Annotated in this window: 22 protein-coding genes, 1 pseudogene and 1 riboswitch; of the genes and pseudogenes, 20 read left to right on the plus strand and 3 right to left on the minus strand. The window is 72.9% G+C overall.

What is annotated here, in order from left to right; translation table 11 throughout:
- Positions 1 to 71 precede the first annotated feature (71 nt).
- The 15 genes and pseudogenes from MXD57_RS20160 (at position 72) to MXD57_RS20225 (ending at position 15,012) form a co-directional block, all read left to right on the plus strand.
- A complete protein-coding gene (locus tag MXD57_RS20160) occupies positions 72 to 1,001 on the plus strand; it encodes an ABC transporter permease (RefSeq protein ID WP_250402967.1) in 930 nt (309 codons plus the stop codon).
- Positions 994 to 1,791: an ABC transporter ATP-binding protein gene (locus MXD57_RS20165; protein ID WP_250402969.1), complete on the plus strand. Its 798-nt coding sequence runs from the start codon at positions 994 to 996 to the stop codon at positions 1,789 to 1,791. Before MXD57_RS20160 ends, MXD57_RS20165 begins: the two co-directional genes overlap by 8 nt.
- A gap of 359 nt (positions 1,792 to 2,150) precedes the next feature.
- Complete coding sequence (gene hpnC, locus MXD57_RS20170; protein WP_250402971.1) at positions 2,151 to 3,047, plus strand: squalene synthase HpnC; 897 nt, start codon at positions 2,151 to 2,153, stop codon at positions 3,045 to 3,047.
- Positions 3,044 to 3,994, plus strand: coding sequence for a presqualene diphosphate synthase HpnD (hpnD, locus tag MXD57_RS20175; RefSeq protein WP_250402973.1), 951 nt, complete (start codon positions 3,044 to 3,046; stop codon positions 3,992 to 3,994). The genes hpnC and hpnD overlap by 4 nt, the downstream gene beginning before the upstream one ends.
- Positions 3,994 to 4,134: a DUF6380 family protein gene (locus tag MXD57_RS32035; RefSeq protein ID WP_374114732.1), complete on the plus strand. Its 141-nt coding sequence runs from the start codon at positions 3,994 to 3,996 to the stop codon at positions 4,132 to 4,134. The genes hpnD and MXD57_RS32035 overlap by 1 nt, the downstream gene beginning before the upstream one ends.
- Positions 4,131 to 5,567 (plus strand): hydroxysqualene dehydroxylase HpnE, encoded by a 1,437-nt coding sequence (gene hpnE, locus MXD57_RS20180; protein ID WP_250402975.1) that lies wholly within the window; start codon positions 4,131 to 4,133, stop codon positions 5,565 to 5,567. The genes MXD57_RS32035 and hpnE overlap by 4 nt, the downstream gene beginning before the upstream one ends.
- Positions 5,567 to 6,700, plus strand: coding sequence for a polyprenyl synthetase family protein (locus tag MXD57_RS20185; protein ID WP_250402976.1), 1,134 nt, complete (start codon positions 5,567 to 5,569; stop codon positions 6,698 to 6,700). The genes hpnE and MXD57_RS20185 overlap by 1 nt, the downstream gene beginning before the upstream one ends.
- A gap of 114 nt (positions 6,701 to 6,814) precedes the next feature.
- Positions 6,815 to 8,866, plus strand: a complete 2,052-nt coding sequence (gene shc, locus MXD57_RS20190; RefSeq protein WP_250402978.1) for a squalene--hopene cyclase — start codon at positions 6,815 to 6,817, stop codon at positions 8,864 to 8,866.
- Between the two features lies 1 nt (position 8,867).
- Entirely contained in the window at positions 8,868 to 9,509 is a 642-nt protein-coding gene (locus tag MXD57_RS20195; protein ID WP_250402980.1) for a phosphorylase family protein, read from the plus strand.
- 5 nt (positions 9,510 to 9,514) lie between these two features.
- A complete protein-coding gene (gene hpnH / locus MXD57_RS20200) occupies positions 9,515 to 10,537 on the plus strand; it encodes an adenosyl-hopene transferase HpnH (protein ID WP_250402982.1) in 1,023 nt (340 codons plus the stop codon).
- A gap of 96 nt (positions 10,538 to 10,633) precedes the next feature.
- A pseudogene (locus MXD57_RS20205) lies at positions 10,634 to 10,921 on the plus strand (flavodoxin-dependent (E)-4-hydroxy-3-methylbut-2-enyl-diphosphate synthase); the annotation flags it as partial.
- Positions 10,918 to 12,816, plus strand: coding sequence for a 1-deoxy-D-xylulose-5-phosphate synthase (gene dxs, locus MXD57_RS20210; protein WP_250402984.1), 1,899 nt, complete (start codon positions 10,918 to 10,920; stop codon positions 12,814 to 12,816). The pseudogene MXD57_RS20205 and the gene dxs, both read left to right, overlap by 4 nt.
- Positions 12,813 to 14,198 carry an aspartate aminotransferase family protein gene (locus MXD57_RS20215; RefSeq protein ID WP_250402986.1) on the plus strand — a complete coding sequence of 462 codons (1,386 nt, stop codon included), beginning with the start codon at positions 12,813 to 12,815 and terminating at the stop codon, positions 14,196 to 14,198. The genes dxs and MXD57_RS20215 overlap by 4 nt, the downstream gene beginning before the upstream one ends.
- A gap of 71 nt (positions 14,199 to 14,269) precedes the next feature.
- Positions 14,270 to 14,893, plus strand: coding sequence for a helix-turn-helix domain-containing protein (locus tag MXD57_RS20220; protein WP_250402988.1), 624 nt, complete (start codon positions 14,270 to 14,272; stop codon positions 14,891 to 14,893).
- Entirely contained in the window at positions 14,890 to 15,012 is a 123-nt protein-coding gene (locus MXD57_RS20225; protein WP_250402990.1) for a DUF6126 family protein, read from the plus strand. The genes MXD57_RS20220 and MXD57_RS20225 overlap by 4 nt, the downstream gene beginning before the upstream one ends.
- A gap of 6 nt (positions 15,013 to 15,018) precedes the next feature.
- Here MXD57_RS20225 and MXD57_RS20230 read toward each other — a convergent pair whose 3' ends face one another.
- Entirely contained in the window at positions 15,019 to 15,816 is a 798-nt protein-coding gene (locus MXD57_RS20230; protein ID WP_250402992.1) for a tyrosine-protein phosphatase, read from the minus strand.
- Positions 15,817 to 16,457: 641 nt separating this feature from the next.
- Positions 16,458 to 16,616: riboswitch (cyclic di-AMP (ydaO/yuaA leader) on the plus strand.
- Between the two features lie 4 nt (positions 16,617 to 16,620).
- Here MXD57_RS20230 and MXD57_RS20235 point away from each other — a divergent pair.
- Positions 16,621 to 17,601 (plus strand): M23 family metallopeptidase, encoded by a 981-nt coding sequence (locus tag MXD57_RS20235; protein WP_250402994.1) that lies wholly within the window; start codon positions 16,621 to 16,623, stop codon positions 17,599 to 17,601.
- Between the two features lie 255 nt (positions 17,602 to 17,856).
- Positions 17,857 to 18,642, plus strand: a complete 786-nt coding sequence (locus MXD57_RS20240; RefSeq protein ID WP_250403012.1) for an SGNH/GDSL hydrolase family protein — start codon at positions 17,857 to 17,859, stop codon at positions 18,640 to 18,642.
- A gap of 112 nt (positions 18,643 to 18,754) precedes the next feature.
- Here MXD57_RS20240 and MXD57_RS20245 read toward each other — a convergent pair whose 3' ends face one another.
- Complete coding sequence (locus MXD57_RS20245; RefSeq protein ID WP_308290853.1) at positions 18,755 to 19,345, minus strand: TetR family transcriptional regulator C-terminal domain-containing protein; 591 nt, start codon at positions 19,343 to 19,345, stop codon at positions 18,755 to 18,757.
- A 325-nt stretch (positions 19,346 to 19,670) separates the two neighbouring features.
- Here MXD57_RS20245 and MXD57_RS20250 point away from each other — a divergent pair, with 325 nt between their 5' ends.
- Complete coding sequence (locus MXD57_RS20250) at positions 19,671 to 20,327, plus strand: hypothetical protein (protein ID WP_250402996.1); 657 nt, start codon at positions 19,671 to 19,673, stop codon at positions 20,325 to 20,327.
- Between the two features lie 55 nt (positions 20,328 to 20,382).
- On the opposite strand, the gene MXD57_RS20255 is transcribed toward MXD57_RS20250, so the two are convergent.
- The gene (locus MXD57_RS20255) at positions 20,383 to 21,564 is read right to left on the minus strand and encodes a glutamate dehydrogenase (RefSeq protein WP_250402998.1); all 1,182 of its coding nucleotides are present in this window, start codon (positions 21,562 to 21,564) and stop codon (positions 20,383 to 20,385) included.
- Positions 21,565 to 21,745: 181 nt separating this feature from the next.
- On the opposite strand from MXD57_RS20255, the gene MXD57_RS20260 reads away from it, so the two are divergent.
- Positions 21,746 to 22,942 carry an MBL fold metallo-hydrolase gene (locus tag MXD57_RS20260; protein ID WP_250403000.1) on the plus strand — a complete coding sequence of 399 codons (1,197 nt, stop codon included), beginning with the start codon at positions 21,746 to 21,748 and terminating at the stop codon, positions 22,940 to 22,942.
- A gap of 548 nt (positions 22,943 to 23,490) precedes the next feature.
- Positions 23,491 to 24,977 (plus strand): sensor histidine kinase (locus MXD57_RS20265; protein WP_250403002.1); only part of this gene is annotated, 1,487 nt, incomplete at its 3' end.

The following is a 24,977-nucleotide window of genomic DNA, read 5'->3' on the forward strand; positions in this document are numbered from 1 at the left end:
CACCCCGGCCGGTCCGCAGGCCTCGACGACGCTACCGTGCAAGACGTACTCGAAGACGAAAGCTTCCATCCGTGAGTGAGACAACGCATGACGCCGGAGTCGCGGTGACCACGGTCCCGTCGCCCGACGAGGGGCTGACGGCGGCCGGGCTCGCCGCCAAGTACGGGCTCGCCGTGAGCGGCGCCCGGCCCTCGCTCGCCGAGTACGTGCGCCAGCTCTGGGGGCGCCGTCACTTCATCCTGGCCTTCTCCCAGGCGAAGCTGACCGCCCAGTACAGCCAGGCCAAGCTGGGCCAGCTCTGGCAGGTGGCGACCCCGCTGCTCAACGCGGCGGTCTACTACTTCATCTTCGGCGTCATCCTGCACGCGAGCCGCGGGATGTCCCCGGACGTGTACATCCCGTTCCTGGTGACGGGCGTGTTCGTGTTCACCTTCACGCAGAGCTCGGTCATGACCGGTGTCCGCGCGATCTCCGGGAACCTGGGCCTGGTGCGCGCCCTGCACTTCCCGCGCGCCGCGCTGCCCGTCTCCTTCTCGCTGCAGCAGCTCCAGCAGCTCCTGTTCTCGATGATCGTGATGTTCATCGTGACGATCGCGTTCGGCAGCTACCCGGGCCCGTCCTGGCTGCTGATCGTCCCGGTGCTGGTGCTGCAGTTCCTGTTCAACACCGGTCTCGCGCTGATCGTCGCCCGCCTGGGTGCCAAGACCCCGGACCTCGCCCAGCTCATGCCGTTCGTCCTGCGCACCTGGATGTACGCCTCCGGTGTCATGTTCTCCATCAGCAAGATGATGGCGGGCCGCCCCGAATGGGTGGTCCGGATGCTGCAGGTCAACCCGGCCGCGGTCTACATGGACCTGATGCGCTTCGCGCTGATCGACGGCTACGACGCCTCGAACCTGCCACCCCACGTGTGGGCCATCGCCCTGTTCTGGGCCCTGGTCGTCTTCGCCGGTGGTTTCGTGTACTTCTGGAAGGCGGAGGAGAGGTACGGCCGTGGCTGACACCAACTCCCAGGAAACCCCGGACCCGCGCCCCACCGTCATCGCGGACGAGCTGCACATCGTCTACCGGGTCAACGGCGCCAGGACCGGCAGGGGCAGCGCCACCGCCGCCCTCAGCCGGATACTCGGGCGCGGCTCCGACGACGGGGAGCGCGGCGTGCGCAAGGTGCACGCGGTGCGCGGGGTCTCCTTCGTCGCCCGCCGCGGTGAGGCGATCGGCCTCATCGGATCCAACGGCTCCGGCAAGTCCACGCTGCTGCGCGCCATCGCCGGACTGCTCCCGGCCGAGAGCGGCAGGGTCTACACCGACGGCCAGCCCTCCCTGCTCGGTGTCAACGCGGCCCTGATGAACGACCTCACCGGCGAACGCAACGTCATCCTCGGCGGACTCGCCATGGGCATGTCCCGCGAGCAGGTCAAGGAGCGCTACCAGGACATCGTCGACTTCTCCGGCATCAACGAGAAGGGCGACTTCATCACCCTGCCGATGCGGACCTACTCCTCCGGCATGGCGGCCCGGCTGCGTTTCTCCATCGCCGCCGCCAAGGACCACGACGTCCTCATGATCGACGAGGCGCTGGCCACCGGTGACCGCAAGTTCCAGAAGCGCTCGGAGGCGCGGATCCGGGAACTGCGCAAGGAGGCCGGCACGGTCTTCCTGGTCAGTCACAACAACAAGTCCATCCGCGACACCTGCGATCGCGTCCTGTGGCTGGAACGCGGCGAACTGCGCATGGACGGACCCACCGAAGAGGTCCTCAAGGAGTACGAGAAGTTCGCGGGCAAGTGACCCCTTTCGGCCAGGGCCCCGCCGGAACCTCTCCGGCGGGGCCCCGCGTCTGCAAAGGAAACGTCAACTCGCGCATGACGTAGGAATCTTGACACCAATCGGTGTGTTGTTGTGATGCGCCGGACACCCCGCCGGTCCAAGCTGCGTCGTACAACGTAAGCTGTACCGGTCCCGGAAAGCGGCACATGGGGCGATAATGCGCGACACCCTCCGCCGGGCCGCCCCGCGGAGGGCCAGGCGGCGTGTCCGAAATAGTGTGTATCGGATCGGCAGTGTAGAACGGGAGATGTGACGGCAATGGCTACGGAAACTCCCCAGCTCAGCGCAGCATGTGCCGTCCACGCCCAGGGCGGCCCGCGGTGACGGGAACCCGCACGGCGCCGGACCTGGAGCGTGCCACCCTCGACAAGGCCGCGAGCGAGAACTTCCCCGTGGCCCCCTTCTTCCTTCCCCGGGCCCGGCGCGACGACCTCATGGCCGTGTACGGCTTCGCCCGCCTGGTGGACGACATCGGCGACGGCGACCTGGCCCCCGGCGGAGCCGACGCCCGCGCCCTCGGGGTGCCGCCCGCCGAGGCCGGGGACCGGCTGGTCCTCCTCGACGCTTTCGAGGCCGATCTGCGCCGGGTCTTCGACGGCACCCCGCGCCACCCGCTGCTGCGCCGCCTGCAGCCCACGGCACGCCGCCGCTCGCTCACCCCCGAGCCGTTCCTCGGCCTCATCGCCGCCAACCGCCAGGACCAGCTCGTGCGGCGCTACGAGACCCACGACGACCTCCTCGCCTACTGCGAGCTGTCCGCGAACCCCGTCGGCCGGCTCGTCCTCGCCGTCACCGGCACCGCGACCCCCGAGCGGATCCGGCGGTCCGACGCGATCTGCACCGCGCTGCAGATCGTCGAGCACCTCCAGGACGTCGCGGAGGACCTCGGCCGTGACCGGATCTACCTGCCGGCCCACGACATGAAGCGTTTCCACGTCCAGGAGACCGACCTCGCCGCGAAAACCGCGAGCGCTTCGGTGCGTGCCCTGGTTGCATACGAGGCACAACGCGCCCGCGATCTGCTGAATGAAGGCGCCCCCCTGGTGGGTAGCGTCCACGGCAGGTTGAAGCTGCTGCTCGCGGGGTTCGTGGCGGGGGGAAGGGCGGCGGTCCGGGCGATCGCCGCCGCCGATTACGACGTACTTCCCGGCCCGCCCAAGCCCGGCAAGCTCCAGTTGCTGCGTGAGGCGGGCGCGACTCTGCGAGGAGAGGGGTGATCCGGACCGTGGAGTCTGTGCCGCACGTGTCCGCACCGGTACTCGCCGCCTACGGCTACTGCGAGGCCGTCACCGGGCAGCAGGCCCGCAACTTCGCCTACGGCATCCGGCTGCTGCCGACGCCCAAGCGGCGCGCCATGTCCGCCCTGTACGCGTTCTCCCGGCGTGTCGACGACATCGGCGACGGCGGCCTGCCGGGGGAGGTGAAGGTCGCGCGGCTCGAGGACACCCGGGAACTGCTCACCCGGATCCGCGCCGGTGAGGTCGAGGAGGACCACACCGACCCGGTGGCGGTGGCCCTCGCCCATGCCGCGCGCGCCTTCCCGATCCCGCTGGGCGGTCTGGACGAGCTGATCGACGGCGTCCAGATGGACGTGCGCGGCGAGACCTACGAGACCTGGGACGACCTGAAGGCCTACTGCCGCTGCGTGGCCGGTGCCATCGGCCGCCTCTCGCTCGGTGTCTTCGGCACGGAGCCGGGGACGCGCGGCGCCGAGCGCGCCCCCGAGTACGCCGACACGCTGGGCCTCGCGCTGCAGCTCACCAACATCCTCCGCGACGTCCGTGAGGACGCCCAGGGCGGACGCACCTACCTGCCCGCCGACGACCTGGCGAAGTTCGGCTGCTCGGCCGGCTTCGACGGGCCCACTCCACCGCGGGGCTCGGACTTCGCCGGCCTCGTGCACTTCGAGGTGCGACGGGCCCGTGCCCTGTTCGCCGAGGGCTACCGGCTGCTCCCCATGCTCGACCGGCGCAGCGGCGCCTGCGTGGCCGCCATGGCCGGTATCTACCGCCGGCTGCTGGACCGCATCGAGCGCGATCCCGAGGCCGTGCTGCGCGGCCGGGTGTCGCTGCCGGGACACGAGAAGGCCTACGTCGCCGTGCGCGGACTGTCCGGCCTCGACACCCGGCACGTCTCCCGGCGGACCGTCAGGAGGCGCGCCTGATGGGCTCGCGGGAACCGTCCGGCTCCGATGATCCGGCGCGACGGGCAACCCCGCGCTGCGGCGTGGCGTCCCTGACTGCGACGGCCGACCGTGCACCGTTCATCCAGCACGGTCGGCACGCACGGAAGGACGCAGCATGAGCGACGGCTCCGGCGCCGCACGGGCGCACGCCCGTGCCCGGGTACCGAAGGCCCCGGCACGGCGCACCGCCGTCGTCGTCGGCGGCGGACTCGCCGGCATCACCGCGGCGCTCGCGCTCGCCGACGCGGGCGTCGACGTCACGCTCGTCGAGGGCAGACCCAGGCTGGGCGGTCTCGCCTTCTCCTTCCAGCGGGGCGAGTTGACCGTCGACAACGGCCAGCACGTGTACCTGCGCTGCTGCACCGCCTACCGGTGGTTCCTCGACCGGATCGAGGGCACGGCGCTGGCACCGCTGCAGGACCGCCTGGACGTGCCCGTCGTCGACGTCGCACGGCCCGAGGGCACACGCCTCGGCCGGCTGCGGCGCGACCCGCTGCCCGTCCCCCTCCACCTGGGGCGCAGCCTGGCCACCTACCCGCACCTGTCGCTCGCCGAGCGCGCCGCCGTCGGGCGCGCCGCGCTGGCCCTCAAGGGACTCGACCCCACCGATCCGGCCCTGGACGCCCAGGACTTCGGAAGCTGGCTGGCCGCGCACGGCCAGTCGGCACGGGCCGTCGAGGCCCTGTGGGACCTGGTCGGCGTCGCCACCCTCAACGCGGTCGCGGGCGACGCCTCCCTGGGGCTCGCCGCGATGGTGTTCAGGACCGGTCTGCTGTCCGAGCCGGGCGCGGCCGACATCGGCTGGGCCCGCGTCCCGCTGGGCGAACTGCACGACCGGCTGGCCCGCAGGGCGCTCGACTCCGCGGGCGTGCGTACCGAGGTCCGTACACGCGTCACCTCCGTCCTCCTCAACGAGAACGGAGGCTGGAGCGTTCAGGTTCCCGGTGAGACGCTCCGGGCCGACGCGGTCGTCCTCGCCGTACCCCAGCGCGAGACGCACGGCCTGCTGCCGCCCGGCGCCCTCGACGCCCCCGGGCGGCTGCTGGAGATCGGCACCGCGCCCATCCTCAACGTGCACGTCGTCTACGACCGCCCCGTGCTCGCCCGGCCCTTCCTCGCCGCTCTCGGCACCCGCGTGCAGTGGGTCTTCGACCGCACCGAGGCCTCCGGGCTGCGCGAGGGCCAGTACCTCGCGCTGTCCCAGTCGGCCGCGCGGGACGACATCGACGAACCGGTCGCCGTGCTGCGGGAGCGCTACCTGCCCGAGCTGGCGCGGCTGATCCCCGGCACGCGCGACGCCGTGGTGAGGGACTTCTTCGTGACCCGGGAGCGCACGGCGACGTTCGCCCCCACCCCCGGCGTCGGCCGGCTGCGGCCCGGCGCCCGCACCAGAGCCCCCGGCCTGTACCTGGCCGGAGCGTGGACCGCCACCGGGTGGCCCGCGACCATGGAGAGCGCGGTCCGCAGCGGCGTGCGCGCGGCCGACGCCGCGCTGAGCGCCCTGGGCCGGCCCCGCCCCACCCGCCTCTTCGCGTTCGAGGAGGCGGCCTGATGACCGAGCGACACGCGGCGGGCCCGCGCACCCCCGGTACCGCAACAACAGGAGAGACTGTGCCCACTGTGCCCCCCGCCTCGACGGCCGACCCGAGGACCGCGGTGGACGTGACCGCGTTGCTGGAGCGCGGCCGCACCCTGGCCACCCCGGTCCTGCGCGCCGCGGTCGACCGCCTGGCGCCGCCGATGGACACCGTCGCCGCCTACCACTTCGGCTGGATCGATGCCGCGGGCAATCCGGCCGACGGGGACGGGGGCAAGGCCGTCCGCCCCGCCCTCGCCGTGCTCTCCGCCGAGGTCACCGGCGCCGCGCCCGAGGTGGGCGTCCCCGGCGCCGTCGCCGTCGAACTCGTCCACAACTTCTCGCTGCTGCACGACGACCTGATGGACGGCGACGAGCAGCGCCGGCACCGCGACACGGTATGGAAGGTGCACGGCCCGGCCCAGGCCATCCTGGTCGGCGACGCCCTGTTCGCCCTCGGCAACGAGGTCCTGCTGGAGCTCGGCACCGTCGAGGCCGGCCGGGCGACCCGCCGGCTGACCACCGCGACCCGCGCCCTGATCGACGGTCAGGCGCAGGACATCTCCTACGAGCACCGCGACCGCGTCAGCGTCGAGGAGTGCCTGGAGATGGAGGGCAACAAGACCGGCGCGCTGCTCGCCTGCGCCTCCTCGATCGGCGCGGTCCTCGGCGGCGCGGACGACGCCACCGCCGACGCGCTGGAGCGCTACGGCTACCACCTCGGCCTCGCCTTCCAGGCCGTCGACGACCTGCTCGGCATCTGGGGCGACCCGGAGTCCACCGGCAAGCAGACCTGGAGCGACCTGCGCCAGCGCAAGAAGTCCCTGCCGGTGGTGGCCGCGCTGGCGGCGGGCGGCGACGCCTCGGAGCGGCTCGGCGAGATCCTCGCCGCCGACGCCAAGACCAGCGACTTCGAGAACTTCTCCGAGGAGGAGTTCGCGGCCCGCGCCGCCCTCATCGAGGAGGCCGGCGGCCGCGAGTGGACGGCCGGGGAGGCGCGCCGCCAGCACACGATCGCCGTCGAGGCCCTCCACGCGGTCCACATGCCCGACCGGGTGAGGGCCGCGTTCACCGCGCTCGCCGACTTCGTCGTCGTACGGAAGAGATGATCACTATCGGTCGAATAGCCCTCGCGTAGTCGCCGGCCGGTGCCGCGGATGACGGCACCGGCCGACGGCGGACCCACAGCAGCACGACGCGCACGACTGCACGAAGGGGAAGCCATGACAGCGACGACCGACGGAAGCACCGGAGCGACCATGCCGCCCCGCGCTGCCGCGGCCAGCGAAACGGACATCACCACGCCCGAGGCGGCCGGGGTACCGGAAGCCGCCGAGCGCGCCGCGCGTCGGGCCACCGACTTCCTGCTCGCCCGCCAGGACGCCCAGGGCTGGTGGAAGGGCGACCTCGAGACGAACGTCACCATGGACGCCGAGGACCTGCTGCTCCGCCAGTTCCTGGGCATCCTGGACGAGGACACGACGAGGGCCGCCGCGCTGTTCGTCCGCGGCGAGCAGCGCCCGGACGGCACCTGGGCCACCTTCTACGGCGGCCCCGGCGAACTGTCCGCCACCGTCGAGGCGTACGTCGCGCTGCGCCTGGCCGGGGACGCGCCCGACGCCCCGCACATGGCGAAGGCCTCGGCCTGGGTGCGCGAGCACGGCGGCATCGCCGCCTCCCGGGTCTTCACCCGGATCTGGCTCGCCCTGTTCGGCTGGTGGAAGTGGGAGGACCTGCCCGAACTCCCGCCGGAGCTGATCTACTTCCCGCACTGGATGCCGCTCAACATCTACGACTTCGGATGCTGGGCCCGGCAGACCATCGTGCCGCTGACCGTCGTCTCGGCCAAGCGCCCCGTCCGCCCGGCCCCCTTCCCGCTGGACGAGCTGCACACCGATCCGGCCGATCCCAACCCCGCCAAGCCGCTCGCCCCGGTGGCCAGTTGGGACGGCGCCTTCCAGCGCCTGGACAAGGCGCTGCACCAACTGCGCAAGGTCGTCCCGCGCCGGTTGCGCCGGGCCGCGATGAACTCCGCCGCGCGCTGGATCATCGAGCGGCAGGAGAACGACGGCTGCTGGGGCGGCATCCAGCCCCCGGCCGTGTACTCGCTCATCGCCCTGCGCCTGCTCGGCTACGACCTCCAGCACCCGGTGATGCGTGAGGGCCTCGCCTCGCTGGACCGCTTCGCCGTGTGGCGCGAGGACGGCGCCCGGATGATCGAGGCCTGCCAGTCCCCGGTGTGGGACACCTGCCTCGCGACCATCGCGCTCGCCGACGCCGGCCTGCCGGTCGATCACCCGCAACTGGTCAGGGCGGCCGACTGGATGCTCGGCGAGGAGATCGTCAGACCCGGCGACTGGGCCGTGAAGCGGCCCCAACTGCCCCCCGGCGGATGGGCCTTCGAGTTCCACAACGACAACTACCCGGACATCGACGACACCGCCGAGGTCGCCCTCGCGCTGCGCCGGGTCCGGCACCACGACCCCGAACGCGTGGACCACGCCATCGGACGCGCGGTGCGCTGGAACCTGGGGATGCAGTCGAGGAACGGCGCCTGGGGCGCCTTCGACGTCGACAACACCAGCCCGTTCCCGAACCGGCTGCCGTTCTGCGACTTCGGTGAGGTCATCGACCCGCCGTCCGCCGATGTCACCGCGCACGTCGTCGAGATGCTCGCCGCCGAGGGCCTGGCCCACGATCCCCGTACCCGGCGCGGCATCGACTGGCTGCTCGCCGAACAGGAGCCGGACGGTTCGTGGTTCGGACGCTGGGGCGTCAACTACCTGTACGGCACCGGCTCCGTGGTGCCCGCCCTCACCGCGGCCGGTCTGCCCACTTCCCACCCGGCGATCCGGCGGGCGGTGGTGTGGCTGGAGCAGGTGCAGAACGACGACGGCGGCTGGGGCGAGGACCTGCGCTCGTACCGGCACGTCAAGGAGTGGAGCGGCCGCGGTGCCTCCACCGCCTCGCAGACCGGCTGGGCGCTGATGGCGCTGCTCGCGGCGGGGGAGCGGGACTCGGCGGCCGTGGAGCGCGGCATCCAGTGGCTGGCCGCGACCCAGCGGGACGACGGCTCCTGGGACGAGCCGTACTTCACCGGCACCGGCTTCCCCTGGGACTTCTCCATCAACTACCACCTGTACCGGCAGGTGTTCCCGCTCACCGCGCTCGGCCGGTACCTGCACGGCGACCCCTTCGAACGACCGCCGCTCGCCCGGGCCCGGAGGTCCCACCGCGACGGCCGGAAGCCGCAGCCCGAGGCCACGGTGAGCTGAGGTGAGCACCCGGCCCGCCGCGCCTCCGCTGCTGATCGCCTGCGCGCTCGGCATCGAGCGCCTCGCCCTGCGCACCGGCGAACGCGGCGGGGCGGGAGGGCCGGTCACCTTCGTCCGCACGGGCATGGGGCCCCGGGCGGCGGAACGGTCCGTCACCCGGCACCTGTCCGAGCCGGCTCTGCGCGCGGCTGCCGTCCTGGCCACCGGCTTCTGCGCCGGACTCGCCCCCGGCATGCACCCCGGCGACCTGGTCGTCGCCGACGAGACCCGCGACCCGCGCGGGACCGTCCCGTGCGAGGGCACCGAACTGCTCGTCAAGGAGGTCGCCCGGGTCCTGCCCGGGCGCACCGTCCACACCGGAACGCTGGTCGGCTCCGACCACGTCGTCCGCGGCCCGGAGCGGTCCGCGCTGCGCGCGACCGGGGCGATCGCGGTCGACATGGAGTCGGCGGCCACACTGCTCAGTGCCGTGCGCGCGGGCGTGCGCCCGGTTGCGGCCGTACGGGTGGTCGTGGACGCTCCCGAACATGAACTCGTCCGGATCGGCACGGTCCGCGGTGGAATATCAGCCTTCCGTGTTCTTCGCTCGGTCCTGCCCGCTTTCCATGAATGGCACCGTTCCTTGTCGCTCCCCCGGAGGTGAGCCAGATGGCCATGCCGTTGCGTCAGTCCATCAAGGTCGCTACATACCTGGCCGAACAGAAACTCCGCAGGCGGGACAAGTTTCCGCTCATCGTCGAGCTGGAACCGCTCTTCGCCTGCAACCTCAAGTGCGAGGGCTGCGGCAAGATCCAGCACCCGGCCGGCGTCCTCAAGCAGCGCATGCCGGTCGCCCAGGCCGTGGGCGCGGTGCTGGAGTCCGGCGCGCCGATGGTGTCCATCGCCGGCGGGGAACCCTTGATGCATCCGCAGATCGACGAGATCGTGCGCCAGCTCGTGGCCAGGCGCAAGTACGTCTTCCTCTGCACCAACGCGCTGCTGATGCGCAAGAAGATGGACCGGTTCACGCCCTCGCCCTACTTCGCCTTCGCGGTGCACATCGACGGGCTGCGCGAGCGGCACGACGAGTCGGTCGCGAAGGAGGGGGTGTTCGACGAGGCGGTGGAGGCCATCAAGGAGGCCAAGCGGCGCGGCTTCCGGGTGACCACCAACTCCACCTTCTTCAACACCGACACCCCGCAGACGATCATCGAGGTGCTCAACTTCCTCAATGACGACCTGCAGGTGGACGAGATGATGATCTCGCCCGCCTATGCCTACGAGAAGGCGCCCGACCAGGAGCACTTCCTGGGTGTGGAGCAGACCCGCGAGCTGTTCCGGAAGGCCTTCGCGGGCGGCAACCGCCGCAGGTGGCGGCTCAACCACTCCCCGCTCTTCCTGGACTTCCTCGAGGGCAAGGTCGACTTCCCGTGCACCGCGTGGGCGATCCCGAACTACTCGCTCTTCGGCTGGCAGCGCCCCTGCTACCTGATGAGCGACGGCTACGTCCCGACGTACCGCGAGCTCATCGAGAAGACCGACTGGGACAAGTACGGCCGCGGCAAGGACCCGCGCTGCGCCAACTGCATGGCGCACTGCGGGTACGAGCCCACCGCGGTCCTCGCCACCATGGGCTCCCTGAAGGAGTCGCTGCGGGCGATGCGCGAGACCGTCTCCGGAAACCGGGAGTGACGCCGTGACCGCCGCCCTCGCGGGCGTCCCCGGGGCGCCGGCCCGGCCGGCGGCGCGGGGACGCGTGCCGCGGCGGAGCGACGGAGACGGGCCGGCGACGCAGCCACGGCAGGCCCGGCCGGCGGGGAGGTCCCGTTCCGCGTCGCCGTCCTGGGCTGCGTCGCGGGCGGCCCGGCGAGGCCCGTGAAGGGCGATCCGGGAGTTGCCTCGGGGCACGGCAAGGGGCAGATCCTCGTCGACGGCGAGGTCGTCCGGACCGTCCCGGAGCCGAAGACCGTGGAGACCCTCGTCGAGGAGGCCGTGAAGCCCGCCGAGGGGTCGGGCGCCGCGGACGAAGTGAGTTGGGGCAAGGCACGGCACGGACCGAGAGGGGGCCCAGCGTGACGATCCTGGAGACCATCCGGCAACCACGCGACCTGAAGGCGCTGTCCGAGGCGGAACTCGGCGAACTGTCGCGAGAGATACGCGAGTTCCTGGTGCAGGCGGTGTCGAGAACCGGCGGTCACCTGGGGCCCAACCTGGGGGTGGTGGAACTCTCCATCGCGCTCCACCGGGTCTTCGCGTCACCCGTCGACCGCATCCTGTGGGACACCGGTCACCAGAGCTATGTGCACAAGCTGCTGACCGGCCGCCAGGACTTCTCCAAACTGCGCGGCAAGGGCGGCCTGTCCGGCTACCCCTCCCGCGAGGAGTCGGAGCACGACGTCATCGAGAACAGCCACGCCTCCACCGCGCTGGGCTGGGCGGACGGCCTCGCCAAGGCCAACCGGGTACGGGGGGAGAAGGGGCACGTGGTCGCGGTCGTCGGCGACGGCGCGCTGACCGGCGGCATGGCCTGGGAGGCACTGAACAACATCGCGGCCGCCAGGGACCGGCCGCTGATCGTCGTCGTCAACGACAACGAGCGCTCCTACGCCCCGACCATCGGCGGCCTCGCCAACCACCTGGCCACCCTGCGCACCACCGACGGCTACGAGAAGGCCCTCGCCTGGGGCAAGGAGGTGCTGCTGCGCACCCCGGTGGTGGGCAACACCCTCTACGAGTCCCTGCACGGCGCGAAGAAGGGGCTGAAGGACGCCGTCGCCCCCCAGGGCATGTTCGAGGACCTGGGGCTGAAGTACGTCGGCCCCATCGACGGGCACGACATCGCAGCCGTCGAGTCGGCGCTGCGCCGCGCGAAACGCTTCCACGGCCCCGTCGTGGTCCACTGCCTGACGGAGAAGGGCCGCGGCTACGAGCCCGCGCTCGCCCACGAGGAGGACCACTTCCACACCGTCGGCGTGATGGACCCGATCACCTGCGCGCCCCTAACGCCGGCCGGCGGGCCGTCCTGGACCTCGGTGTTCGGCGACGAGATCGTCCGCATCGGTGAGGAACGCGAGGACGTCGTAGCGATCACGGCGGCCATGCTGCACCCGGTGGGTCTCGGCCCCTTCGCCGAGCGCTTCCCCGACCGGGTGTGGGACGTGGGCATCGCCGAACAGCACGCGGCCGTCTCGGCGGCCGGACTCGCGACCGGCGGGCTCCACCCCGTCGTCGCCGTCTACGCCACCTTCCTCAACCGCGCCTTCGACCAGTTGCTGATGGACGTGGCCCTGCACCGCTGCGGAGTGACCTTCGTGCTGGACCGGGCCGGCGTCACCGGGGTGGACGGCGCGTCCCACAACGGCATGTGGGACCTGTCCGTGCTCCAGGTCGTGCCCGGCCTGAGGATCGCCGCACCGCGCGACGCCGGGCGACTGCGCGCCCAACTGCGCGAGGCGGTCGCCGTGGACGACGCACCCACCCTGGTCCGCTTCCCCAAGGAGTCGGTCGGCCCGGACATCCCGGCGGTCGGCCGGGTGGGCGGCATGGACGTCCTGCACCGCGGCGGACACCCCGAGGTGCTGCTGGTGGCGGTCGGCGTGATGGCACCTGTGTGCCTCCAGGCCGCCGAGCTGCTCGCGGAGCGGGGCGTCGGCTGCACGGTGGTCGACCCCCGCTGGGTCAAGCCCGTCGACCCCGCCCTGCCGGGGCTGGCCGCCGGTCATCGACTGGTCGCCGTGGTGGAGGACAACAGCCGTGCGGCAGGCGTCGGTTCCGCCGTGGCCCTGGCCCTCGGCGACGCGGACGTGGACGTGCCGGTGCGCCGGTTCGGCATCCCCGACCAGTTCCTCGCGCACGCCAAGCGCGCCGAGGTACTGGCCGACATCGGCCTCACGCCGGTGGAGATCGCCGGCCGGATCGGCGCGAGCCTGGCCGTGAGGGCCCTCGACGGCACAGCCAAGGAGAGTGAATGACCACGGAGTTCGACCTCGGCGCCCTCCTCGCCGAGCGCGGAGCCGAACGCTACGAGCTGCATGCCAGGCACCTCAACCCGCAGCTCCCCCGCATGCTGCACACCATCGGCTTCGACCGGGTCTACGAGCGGGCCGAGGGAGCCCACTTCTTCGACGCGGACGGCACCGACCACCTGGACATGCTCGCCGGGTTCGGGGTGATGGGCCTCGGCCGCCACCACCCGGTCGTCCGCCGGGCCCTGCACGAGGTCCTGGATCTCGGCCTCGCCGACCTCACCCGCTTCGACTGCCAGCCGCTGCCGGGTCTGCTCGCGGAGCGGCTGCTCGCCCACAGCCCGCACCTGGACCGGGTGTTCTTCGGCAACAGCGGTACGGAGGCCGTCGAGACCGCCCTGAAGTTCGCCCGGTACGCCACCGGCAGGCCGCGCGTCCTGTACTGCGACCACGCCTTCCACGGACTGACGACCGGCTCCCTGTCGGTCAACGGAGAGGACGGCTTCCGCGACGGCTTCGCCCCGCTGCTGCCCGACACCGCCGTCCCCCTCGGCGACCTCGACGCCCTGGCCCGGGAGCTGAAGAAGGGCGACGTGGCCGCCCTGATCGTCGAGCCCATCCAGGGCAAGGGCGTGCACGAGGCACCCCCCGGCTATCTGCGTGCCGCCCAGGAACTGCTGCACCGGCACAAGGCGCTGCTGATCGCCGACGAGGTGCAGACCGGTCTGGGCCGCACCGGCGACTTCTACGCCTACCAGCACGAGGAGGGCGTGGAGCCGGACCTGGTGTGCGTGGCCAAGGCGCTGTCCGGGGGCTACGTACCCGTCGGCGCCACCCTGGGCAAGGAGTGGATCTTCAGGAAGGTCTATTCGTCCATGGACCGCGTCCTGGTCCACTCGGCCAGCTTCGGCTCCAACGCCCAGGCCATGGCCGCGGGCCTGGCCGTGCTGTCGGTCATGGAGAACGAGCAGGTGGTGGCCGGGGTGCGCGCCACCGGCGCATTGCTGAGGTCGCGGCTCACCGCGCTGGTCGACCGCTACGAGCTGCTCGCCGACGTGCGGGGCCGGGGCCTGATGATCGGCATCGAGTTCGGGCGGCCCGCGTCACTGAGGCTGCGCGGCCGCTGGACCATGCTGCAGGCCGCCCGCAAGGGCCTGTTCGCGCAGATGGTCGTCGTCCCCCTGCTGCAGCGCCACCACATCCTCACGCAGGTCTCCGGCGACCATCTGGAGGTGATCAAGCTCATCCCGCCGCTGATCATCGACGAGGCCGACGTGGACCGGTTCGTCACCGCCTTCACCGCCGTCATGGACGACGCGCACAACGGCGGCGGCCTGATGTGGGACTTCGGCAAGACGCTGATCAAGCAGGCGGTCGGCAACCGCTAGAGCAGCGCGTGGGGTTTGCCTCCCAGGCAAGAAACTTGCCGCAGGGGCAAACCTACGGGCTCAATGGAGGCATGAACGCCTCAGAAGTCGCGCCGCCGGCGGGCGAGGGCGGCGACCTGCCCGCCGTGGCGCCGCAGCTCAGGGCCCTGCGCCGGCGCGCCGGCCTCACCCTGGAGGCGGCGGCCCGCACCGCCGGGCTCTCGCCCGCCCACCTCTCGCGGCTGGAGACCGGCGGGCGCCAGCCCTCACTGCCGATGCTGCTCGCGCTCGCCCGCACCTACGGTACGACCGTCTCCGAGCTGCTCGGCGAGCGGGTCGCCGACCGGGACGCCATCGTGCGGGCCGCCGACATGGAACCCACCCGGGCGGGCGGCTGGACCTACATCCAGGCCGGTGCGCCCGGACGGGGCATGCAGGCGCTGCGCGTACGGGTGCCGTACGGCGCGCAGGGCGACATCGTGCGCGTCCACCCCGGCGAGGAGTGGCTGCACGTCCTGAAGGGACGTCTCCGGCTGCGCCTCGGCGACACCACCCATCTGCTCGCCCCCGGGGACAGCGCGCACTTCGACTCCCTCACCCCGCACCGCCTGGCCGCCGAGGACCAGGACGGCGTGGAGCTGCTGTTCGTCCACACCCTGCTGCAGAGCCCCACGGCGGCCCTGTGCCTGGCCCCACTGACCGGAGAGCTGCCATGAGCGACTTCGAGGAGAAGTTCCCCCGTTCCCTGTGGATCCGGCTGATCATCTACATCGCGGTGGGCCACCTGTTCGCCGCGTTCCTCTACCTGCTCTTCGCGGTGGGCGCCAGGAGCTGACGGGCCTCAGTCGAGCAGGCGCTCCCGCAGCCGCTCACGGGTCCGCGAGGTGAGTCCGAGGCCCTGCGCGAAGTACGCGTCGAGCCCGCCCCATGTCGCCTCGATGCTCCCGAACGCCGCCTGGAGGTACTCCGCACGCGCGTCGAAGAGCGGGCTCAGCAGCTCCATCACCTCGGGGGTGTACGCGGAGTCGGGACTGCCGTTGCGCCGCACCTTGTACCGGCGGTGCTTGGCGTTGGACTCGAGGTAGTCGGCGACGACCGCGTCGCGCTCCACGCCGACGGCGAGCAGGGTCACCGCTATCGAGATGCCCGCCCGGTCCTTGCCCGCGGCGCAGTGCATCAGCGCGGGGACGCTGTCCTCGGCCAGCGCGTGCAGCACCCGGGAGTGCTCGGCGGTGCGGTCGGTGACGATCGTCCGGTACGAGGCGATCATCCGGGCGGCGGCCCTGCCGTCCGCGAGGACGCCGCGGAGCTGTTCGAGGTCGCCGTCGCGGACCATCTTCCAGAACTCGGCGCCGTCCGCCGGGTCGCTCAGCGGCAGGTTCACGTTGCGCACGCCCGGCAGGGCGACGTCCGGGCCCTCCAGCCTCTGGTCTGCCGCGTTGCGGAAGTCGAACACCGTGTGCAGGCCCAGGGAGCCGAGGAAGGCCGCGTCCTCCTCCGTCGCGTGCGCGAGGTGGCCGCTGCGGAACAGCACCCCCGGGCGCACCCGCCGGCCGTCCGTGGTCGGCAGTCCGCCCACGTCACGGAAATTGCGCACTCCGGCCAGCTCGGGCTCGGTCGACGGGACCTGCTGCGTCACGGGGGCTCCTCCCGGTCCGACCCCGCCGGCTCTGTTCGCGGGCGGGCGCTCCGTCGACGATACGACATCGATCACCTCGGGCAATGAGTCGTCCGCAGGCGTCGCCTCGCGAGCGCACCGGCCCCGGTGCCGCGCGTACCCGCGCGGCTCTGTTCGGGCCCGTGGGGCCGCGACGGCGGGGCACGGTCCGGGTGCGGACATCCGGCGACGCCGGCCCGCTCGTCCGCCGTGCCGTCCGCCACGACTCCGCAGGGCCGTTGTGCCACGCCATGGACCGAGGGCAGCGCCACGCGGCGACCGCGATGCGAGATTCATACGCCTTGGTAGCTTTCATCGCTTCTGTCTCATTCGATGGATTTCGCCCAACTTGGTGATGGGTGAAGGTGGCTGAGGGAGTGGTGCGTGAGGAGCGTCATAGCCGTGACCGTCCGCTGTTCGTCATGTCCACCTAATCCCTCTACGGGTACGGGGAATCGAGTCGGTGGCACGGGTGGGAATGCACGCACGGTGACCGTGAATGACCTATTTGGATCTTCTGGCACCCGAACGCCTGGAATCGGGCGCTTGTTTCCGTGCGGCCCACTCGCCTACGTTCGCCCTCAATCCGGACGGAACGCCGAATCCTGCCGCCGCCCGGAGTCCCACACACATGACCCGTGCACGGCAGGAGCGGGGGACCCACCAGGTACGACTGCCGGTCACGGTCTCCGCGACAGGCTCGGGGTGAAGCCGCGCACCGCGCGGCCGGGCAGCTCCAGCCCGAACCCGACAGCTCACCTCGCAGGCGCCGGAGAGGAATGCGTCATGCCCGCGAAGGGTAAACACCGCCGTCCCAGGCCCCAGCGTCTCACCCGCTCCATCGCCGCCGCCGGAACCGGTGGCGCCGCGCTGGCCCTGCCCCTGCTGGGGGCCACCGCGGCGCACGCCGCCCCCGCGCAGCCCGTCTCCGGCAAGGCCGTGCAGTCCGTGCAGAGGACGGCGGCCGGCGAGGCCGTCGCGCAGCGGGCCCCCGGCGTGCGCACCTACACGGTCAAGCCCGGAGACTGCCTCGCGGGGATCGCCGGCGAACAGCACGTGACGGGTGGCTGGCACCGGCTCTACGCGGACAACCGGCAGGCGGTGGGGGAGAATCCGGCGCTGATCCACCCGGGCCTGAAGCTGACGCTCGGTGCGAAGGCCGCCGCCCCGGCCCACACCGGGTCGCCCGCCCCCGCGCGCCCCGCGCAGCCGTCGGCCGCCCGGGCGGAGGCCCCGCCGAAGGCCGCCCCGGCCGCCCAGCAGGCTGCGGTGGCCAAGACGGTCGAGGCCACCCAGGTGTTGCCGGTCGCCAAGGCCGCCCCGGCCAAGGCCGCCCCGGCCGCCGAGACGGCCCCGGCCGCCGGTTACTCCCTCCCGGTGGCCGTGCCCACCGTCGGCACCGCGTACCACGTGGCGGGCAGCATGTGGTCCAGCGGTTACCACACGGGCGTCGACTTCGTCGTCCCCACCGGAACCTCCCTCAAGGCCGTCGGCGCCGGCACCGTCGTCTCCGCGGGCTGGGGCGGCGCGTACGGCAACCAGGTCGTCATCAAGCTGAACGACGGCTACTTCGCCCAGTACGCCCACCTCTCGCAGCTCTCGGTGTCGGCCGGTCAGACGGTGACCGCCGGCCGGCAGGTCGGGCTGTCCGGCGCCACCGGCAACGTGACCGGGCCGCACCTGCACTTCGAGATCCGCACCACGCCGAACTACGGCTCGGACGTGGACCCGGTCGCCTACCTCCGCTCGCACGGCCTCGCCCTCTGAGCCACCCTCGGGCAGGGGACGCGCGCCCCGCGGCCACCTGCCCGACACGCCTCCGAAGGCCGGACCCCCGATCCCCGGGTCCGGCCTTCGGTGTGTCCGCCCGGACGCCGTACCGGCCGTATTCCTGGGTTGGCAAACTCTTTAAAGGTGTCTCATCTCACCGCTCGTCAACCCCTGCCTACGGTCGCGTAGGCCACATCGGAAGGTGAATCATGGTCCGACGTGGCAGACGATTCGAAGAGTGACAACACATCAGTGATCGGGTCGTACGTGGCGGTGGGGGACAGCTTCACCGAGGGCGTCGGCGACCCCGGTCCCGACGGGGCGTTCGTGGGCTGGGCAGACAGGTTCGCGGTCCTGCTCGCCGACCGGCGGCCCGAGGGCGACTTCAGGTACACCAACCTCGCGGTCCGCGGGAAGCTGCTCGACCAGATCGTCGAGACCCAGCTCCCGAAGGCCGTCCAACTGGCCCCGGACCTCGTCTCCTTCTGCGCGGGCGGCAACGACATCATCCGGCCGGGCACCGACCCCGACGAGGTGGCCGAGCGCTTCGAGCGGGCCATCGCCCCCCTCGCGGCGTCCGCGGGCACGGTGCTGGTGACGACCGGCTTCGACACCCGGGGCGTGCCGGTGCTCAAGCATCTGCGCGGCAAGATCGCCACCTACAACGGGCACGTCCGCGCCATCGCCGACCGGTACGGCTGCCCCGTGCTCGACCTGTGGTCCCTGAGGTCCGTCCAGGACCGCCGGGCCTGGGACAACGACCGGCTGCACCTCTCGCCGGAGGGGCACACCCGGGTGGCGCTGCGCGCCGGTCAGGCACTGGGCCTGGAGATCCCGGCCGACCCGGAGCAGGCCTGGCCGCCCCTGCCGCCCCGGGGCACCCTGGAGATCCGCCGGGACGACGTCCACTGGGCCCGCGAGTACCTCGTCCCGTGGATCGGGCGCCGCCTGCGCGGCGAGTCCTCCGGGGACCACGTCACGGCGAAGGGCGCCCTGTCGCCGGACGACATCAAGATGCGCATCGCGTCGGTCGCCTGACGCCGACGCGCGGCGTGAGCGTGCCCCGTACCGCCGCCCGGGCGGCACGGGGCACGCGCGCGCCCGCCGGGCCCGACCCGCCCCCCCCGCACCGGCCGGTCGCCCCACCCCGCTACAGGCCCAGTTCCGTGGCCAGGGCGTCGTTCACCCACTGCTGCGCGCGGGCGGGCGGCACCGCGCCCGGGTAGGACGTCAGTTGCACGGCGAGGCCGTCCAGCAGGGCGGTGAGCCGCAGGGCCGTGCCCCCGGGGTCGGGGCAGGTGAACTCGCCCGCCGCCACGCCCTCGGCGATGACCTCGGCGATCGCCGCCTTCCACTGCTGGTCGAGGTCGCGGGTGACCGCCCTGAGGGCCGGTTCGCGCAGCGACACCGCCCAGCCCTCGATCCACAGCCGCCAGCCCTTGGCCTGCCCCGTGGGCGCGTACCAGCGCACGGCCGAGCGCAGCCTGCGCAGCGCGGAGGCCCGCCGCCCCAGCAGCGCGCGCAGCCGCGCGAGATCGTCCTCGGCCGCGTAGGCGAAGGCGGCGGCGACCAGCTTCTCCTTCGTCGAGAAGTGGTACAGCACCAGCGCGTTGCTCACCCCGAGCGCCGAGGCCACATCGGCGATCCTGACCGCCGCCACGCCCCGCGCCTCGATCTGCCCGATGGCGGCCCGCAGCAGCTCCTCACGCCGCTCGGCCACGCTCAACCGCACTCTCGCCACGCGGTCACCCTAAGGGCTGTCCCGTGGTCCCCGGTGGGTCGGCGTACGGCGTCGGATGCGGTGCGTCGCACGGCGGAGGGTCGTCCTCGTACGGGGCGTGTCCGGGCGGTCCGGCAACGCGGCGAGGTGCCGTGGCCGTCGTCGTGCGCCCGCCGGGGATCGCGGGACAGCCCTTGGTGCCGCGTCAGCCGGATTGCGCCCCGTCGCCGCGGCGTCGGCCACGCTCTCGCGCATCCTCGCGAGAGCGCCCTGCCCCCTGCCGCCGGTCGCGATAACCTGCGATCCGGCGCCCGCGGCGCGTCGGCGAGGGGCGGGAGTGGCACGGATGCTGTCGGGATCGGACTGGACCACGCTCGTCGTGGCGCTCGCCGGAGTCGGCGGCACCATGGGCGCGACAGTGCTCGCCCAGCGCGCCCGCCGCGCGGAGTTCGCCGAACAGAACCGGCGGGCGGCGTTCGAGCGGCTGCAGGACCGGGAGGACCGGGCAGTCCAGACCAAGCGCGAACTCTATGCCGCTCTCAACGCGACTGCCCGCGCCTATCGCACCGCGGGCAGAGACGCGGTGCTTGCCCTCAGGCGTGGGGAGACCGTGGTCACGGACGCCCTGGACGCCCCACGGCAGGCGTACTACGACCAGTACGCGCAGGCCCAGATGGTCCTTGGCGCAACCGCCCTTGCCGTGGCCGGCGAAGTCAACCAGTGCCTGGGCGCGGGCTACCACCTGGTTCGGCACCTGCCGCTGGACGCCTCCGGAGCGGGGCTTCTCCCGCGTACGGACGCGCAGCTCATCCAGGCGAAGCGGTGGTTCGCCGGGCCTCTGTCCGATGCGGTTCATCTGCTCCGGGAGGCGCTGAGGGCCGAACTGGGGGTGCACGGCGCGCCGTCCGTCGAGCGGCTCCAGGCCGAGGCGGTGGTGCTGTCCCGGGCCCGAGAGGCCCTGCAGCAGGAACGACGGCAGCTCCAGGGGCAACAGGAGGGATGACCGGCTCCGCTTCCGAGCGACCCACCGCGCCCGCGCCACACCGATCCCCCCGAGGTCAGCGGTACCAGCCGAAACGCCCGGCGATCACCGGCAGCCGGTCCGACACCAGCGCGTGGGCGGCGGCACGCGGAGTCGTCCCGTCGGCCCGCGCGCGGTCCAGCACCGTCCCGGTCAGCGCGCGCATCGAACGGCGGATATGCGCGAACGCCTGCTCGGCGTCCGGGCCGATGTCACCGAACAGCGTCCACCACCACCAGGCGTTGGTGGCGGAGTTGACCACCACGTCCGGCAGCACCGTCACCCCGCGCGCGGCCAGCAGCCGCTCCGCCTCCGGCAGGACGGGCATGTTGGCGGCCTCGGCGATCCAGCGGGCGGTGATCCGTTCCTGCCGGGCGGTGTCGACCGCGTACGACACCGCCGCCGGCACCAGTACCTCCGCGTCCGCCGAGAGCCAGGCGTCGCCGGGCAGCTCGCGGTCGGCCGGGCGCAGTGCGCAACGGTCGAGCGTGCCGTGGGCGTCCCGCGCCGCGAGCAGCGCCTCCACGTCGAGGCCGTCCGGGTTGGCGACGGTCCCCCTGACGTCGGCCACCGCCACCACCGTCAGGCCCGCCCGCGCGAGGAAGCGGGCCGTGGCCCCGCCCATCGTGCCCAGCCCCTGCACGGCGACCCGGGTGCCCCGGTACGGCACCGAGGCCCGGTCCAGGGCGGTCAGCACCGACTCGGCGACCCCGCAGCCGCCCGCCAGCTCGTCCAGGCCGATGCCGTCCACCCGCACCGCGAAGGCGTCGGCGAGCCGCGCGCGTGCCGCCGGCTCGTCGTCCAGCAGCGGGAAGACGGCCTGGACGGTGGAGACCAGGCCCGCCTCGGCGGCGGCCCGGTCCACCAGCTCCTGGCTGAGGCCGAGGTCCTCGCCGGTGGTCCAGCAGCTCTCCACGTACGGCCGCATGGCACGCAGATAGCGCACGAGCACCCCATGGGCCGCCGGGTCCCGCGGATCGCAGTCGATGCCCCCCTTGGCGCCGCCGAGGGGGACGTACCGGGCCTTGGGGTCGTAGTGCAGGGCCTCCTTCATGGTCATGCCGCGCGCGAGCCCCGTGACCTCCTCCAGCGTGCAGCCGGCGCGCATGCGCAGGCCGCCGCTGGCCACGCCCCGCACCAGGCGGTCGACGACAAGGAATCCCTGCCGCCCGGTGACGTGGTCGGTCCACACGAGCGACATGAGGGGGGTGGCGGTCATGATGGCTCCCGGAGGGCTTTACTGAACGGCGGGTCAGTATCCGCAGCCGTCCGGCCGGTGTCAAAGCGCCGTGCGGGCCGGAGCGGCTGCCCGGTGGAGCGGGACGGAGCGGCGGGCGCCGCCGCCCTGTCGGATCGGCCGACCATAATGGAGGACCTCAGCGACTTCACTGGAGGTAACCGTGACCGGTCCGCGTTCTTGGAGCTCCGGGCTCAGCGCACTGCGGCCCGAGGCCTTCGGCGCGCAGCCGAGCGGTGAGCGCCTCGCCCGGATCCGCCGTTCCCCCCACTTCAAGGACGGCGTCTTCCAGAACCCCGGCGGCACCGCACGGACCCGGCCCTCCGGCTCCACGCTCGACATCGCCAAGGTGTTCCTGGACAAGGACACCCGGCCGCTGCGCTCTCCGGAGGGCACCGTCCCCGTGCACGCCACCACGCTGGCCGACCTGGCCAAGCCGCCGGCGACGGGGTTGCGGGTGACCTGGATGGGCCACTCGAGCGTGCTCGTGGAGATCGACGGTCACCGCGTGCTGTTCGACCCCGTCTGGGGCGAGCGCTGCTCCCCGCTCCCGTTCGTCGGGCCCAGGCGGCTGCACCCGGTGCCGCTGCCGCTGGCCGCGCTCGGGCCGGTCGACGTGGTGGTCGTCTCGCACGACCACTACGACCACCTGGACATGCCCACGATCAAGGCGCTGGCCGGTACGGACACCGTGTTCGCGGTGCCGCTGGGCGTCGGCGCGCATCTGGAGCACTGGGGCGTCCCGGCGGACCGGCTGCGCGAACTCGACTGGCACGAGTCCACCGAGGTCGGCGGCCTCACCCTGACCGCCACCCCCGCCCGCCACTTCTGCGGCCGCGGTCTGCGCAACACCCAGCACACCCTGTGGGCGTCCTGGGCCGTCGCCGGCGAGGAGCACCGGGTCTACCACAGCGGTGACACCGGCTACTTCGAGGGCTTCCGGGACATCGGCGCGGCCCACGGCCCGTTCGACCTCACGATGATCCAGATCGGGGCGTACAGCGAGTTCTGGCCCGACATCCACATGACGCCCGAGGAGGGTCTGCGCGCCCACCTCGACCTGCAGGGCGGCATGCCCCACGGTGTGCTGCTCCCGATCCACTGGGGCACCTTCAACCTGGCCCCGCACCCCTGGGCGGAGCCCGGCGAGTGGACCAGGGAGGCCGCCGGGGAGGCCCGGCAGGCAGTGGCCCTGCCCCGGCCGGGCGAGCCGTTCGAAGCCGCCGGGGAGCTGCCCGCCGACGCCTGGTGGCGGTCCGCCTCGGCGCCCGTCGCCCACCTGCGGCGCCGGCCCCAGGAACCCTCCTCCACCACCGCGGGGTTCAGCCGCGCCGAGGTCGACCTGGCCGGCGAGAAGTGACACCGGTCCGTCCCCGTCATGACGAAACGCCCGACATGACGGGGACGGCCCGCGGAACGCCCGCGGACACGGGGCGGTGGCGCGGCTGCGGGCCCTCGGGGGCCGGGCGAGGAGGCGCGCGCCCATCGGGGCCCGGCGTCCGGCCGAACGGCTCACGCCGAGGTGACCGGAGCCGCCGCGGGTGACGGAAGGTGACGGATCCGCGGCCCCGGCGCCGGCACCCCCGGCTCCTGGACCCCCTGGGCGGCCGGCTGCCGGAGCGGGCCCGCGGAGCACCGGAGGGCCGGTGCGCACATCAGTGCGGACCGGCCCTCGCTGCTTGTTTCTGACCGCATCCGACCAGGTCGGATCGAGTTCGTTTGGCTCCGCCGCGCAAGGCCGGCGCGGTTATCGGTCTGTCGCACGACGCCTCATACCAGAGCGGGACGCCGCCCGGGAGACTTTGGCAACTGCCCATCGCGCGTGATGCACGGGCAACTACTGTGAGTGTCCGTCGCACGACGCAGGGCCTGGGGCGACCAGGCCGACGGACCAGTACGAGGACGCAGATGTCTCATCTCCGCGCACCGGCCGCCCGTGCCGACCGCCGGGAGGGCGGCCGCCACGGAAGACCGGTCGCCCGACCCGCTCCCGCACTGGCCGAGACGCACATACGGCCGCAGCTCATGCGGCTCGCCGTGCTTCCGCCCGTCGCCGTCGCCCTCAGCGCCACCGCGGTCGTGCTGTTCACCATCCGCTCCACCGGCACACGCCCCGGCCCCACTCTGTGGGCCGTGCTCGCCGGAGCGGTCGCGGTGACCGTCGCAGGCGTGCTGATCGCCGCCGTGGCGGCCGACCGCGCCGCCCGCTCGGTCGCCGACCGCGTCGACGCCCTGCGCCGCGGTGCCGTCCGCGGCGAGGCCGAACTGCACGCCCTCGTCGAGGCGTTGCGGCAGGGAGAGACCCCGGCCCGGCGCGGCTCGCGCCGCCGGCCGCCCGCGGACGCCGACGACTTCGACCTGCTCGCCGCCGACCTGGCCCGGGCGCACGACGGCGCCGTCACCGCCGTCGTGCAGGCCGCCCAGCTCTCCAGCCAGGCGGGCAGCGAGCAGAAGCTCGAGGTCTTCGTCAACCTCGCCCGCCGGCTCCAGTCCCTGGTGCACCGGGAGATCTCGATCCTCGACGACCTCGAGAACGAGATCGAGGACCCCGACCTGCTCAAGGGCCTGTTCCACGTCGACCACCTCGCCACCCGGATCCGGCGGCACGCCGAGAACCTCGCCGTGCTCGGCGGCGCCGTGTCGCGGCGGCAGTGGAGCAACCCGGTGGACATGACCGAGGTACTGCGCTCGGCCATCGCCGAGGTCGAGCAGTACTCGCGGGTCAAACTGGTCCCGCCCATCGACGGCGAACTGCGCGGTCACGCCGTGGCCGACGTCATCCACCTGCTCGCCGAACTCGTGGAGAACGCGACGGTGTTCTCCGCCCCGCACACCCAGGTGCTGCTCCGCGCCAACCTCGTCACCTCCGGCCTCGCCGTGGAGGTCGAGGACCGCGGGCTCGGCATGCCGGTCGGCGAGCAGGACAGGATGAACGCCCTGCTCGCCGACCCCGACCAGGTCAACGTGGCCAGCCTGCTGGCCGACGGCCGCATCGGCCTCTACGTCGTCTCCCAGCTCGCCCGGCGGCACGGCATCTCGGTACGGCTGCAGAGCAACATCTACGGCGGTGTGCAGGCCGTACTCGTCGTTCCCCAGGCCCTGCTGGGCACGGCCCCGGGCCTGCCGGGGCCGGGCGGGGCGGCGACGTCCCCGCAGGAGGACCCGGCACCGCTCGGTCCCACGGCGCCGCCGGCCCAAGTCCCGTACGCCGTAGCGGCACCCGGGCCCGGCGCCGCGGCGGCGGACGCGCCAGGGCCCGCCGCGGCCGGTCCGGGCGGCGGGGAGTCCGCCCCCGCACCGGCCACCGGCCGGCGGCGGCACGCGCAGCGCGGCCCCGGGCACGGCGCCGACGTGCCCGACGCGGCCCCGCGGCACGGGAGTACGCAACGGCAGCA

It is taken from the genome of Streptomyces cellostaticus, assembly GCF_023630175.1.
Taxonomy (GTDB): domain Bacteria; phylum Actinomycetota; class Actinomycetes; order Streptomycetales; family Streptomycetaceae; genus Streptomyces; species Streptomyces cellostaticus_A.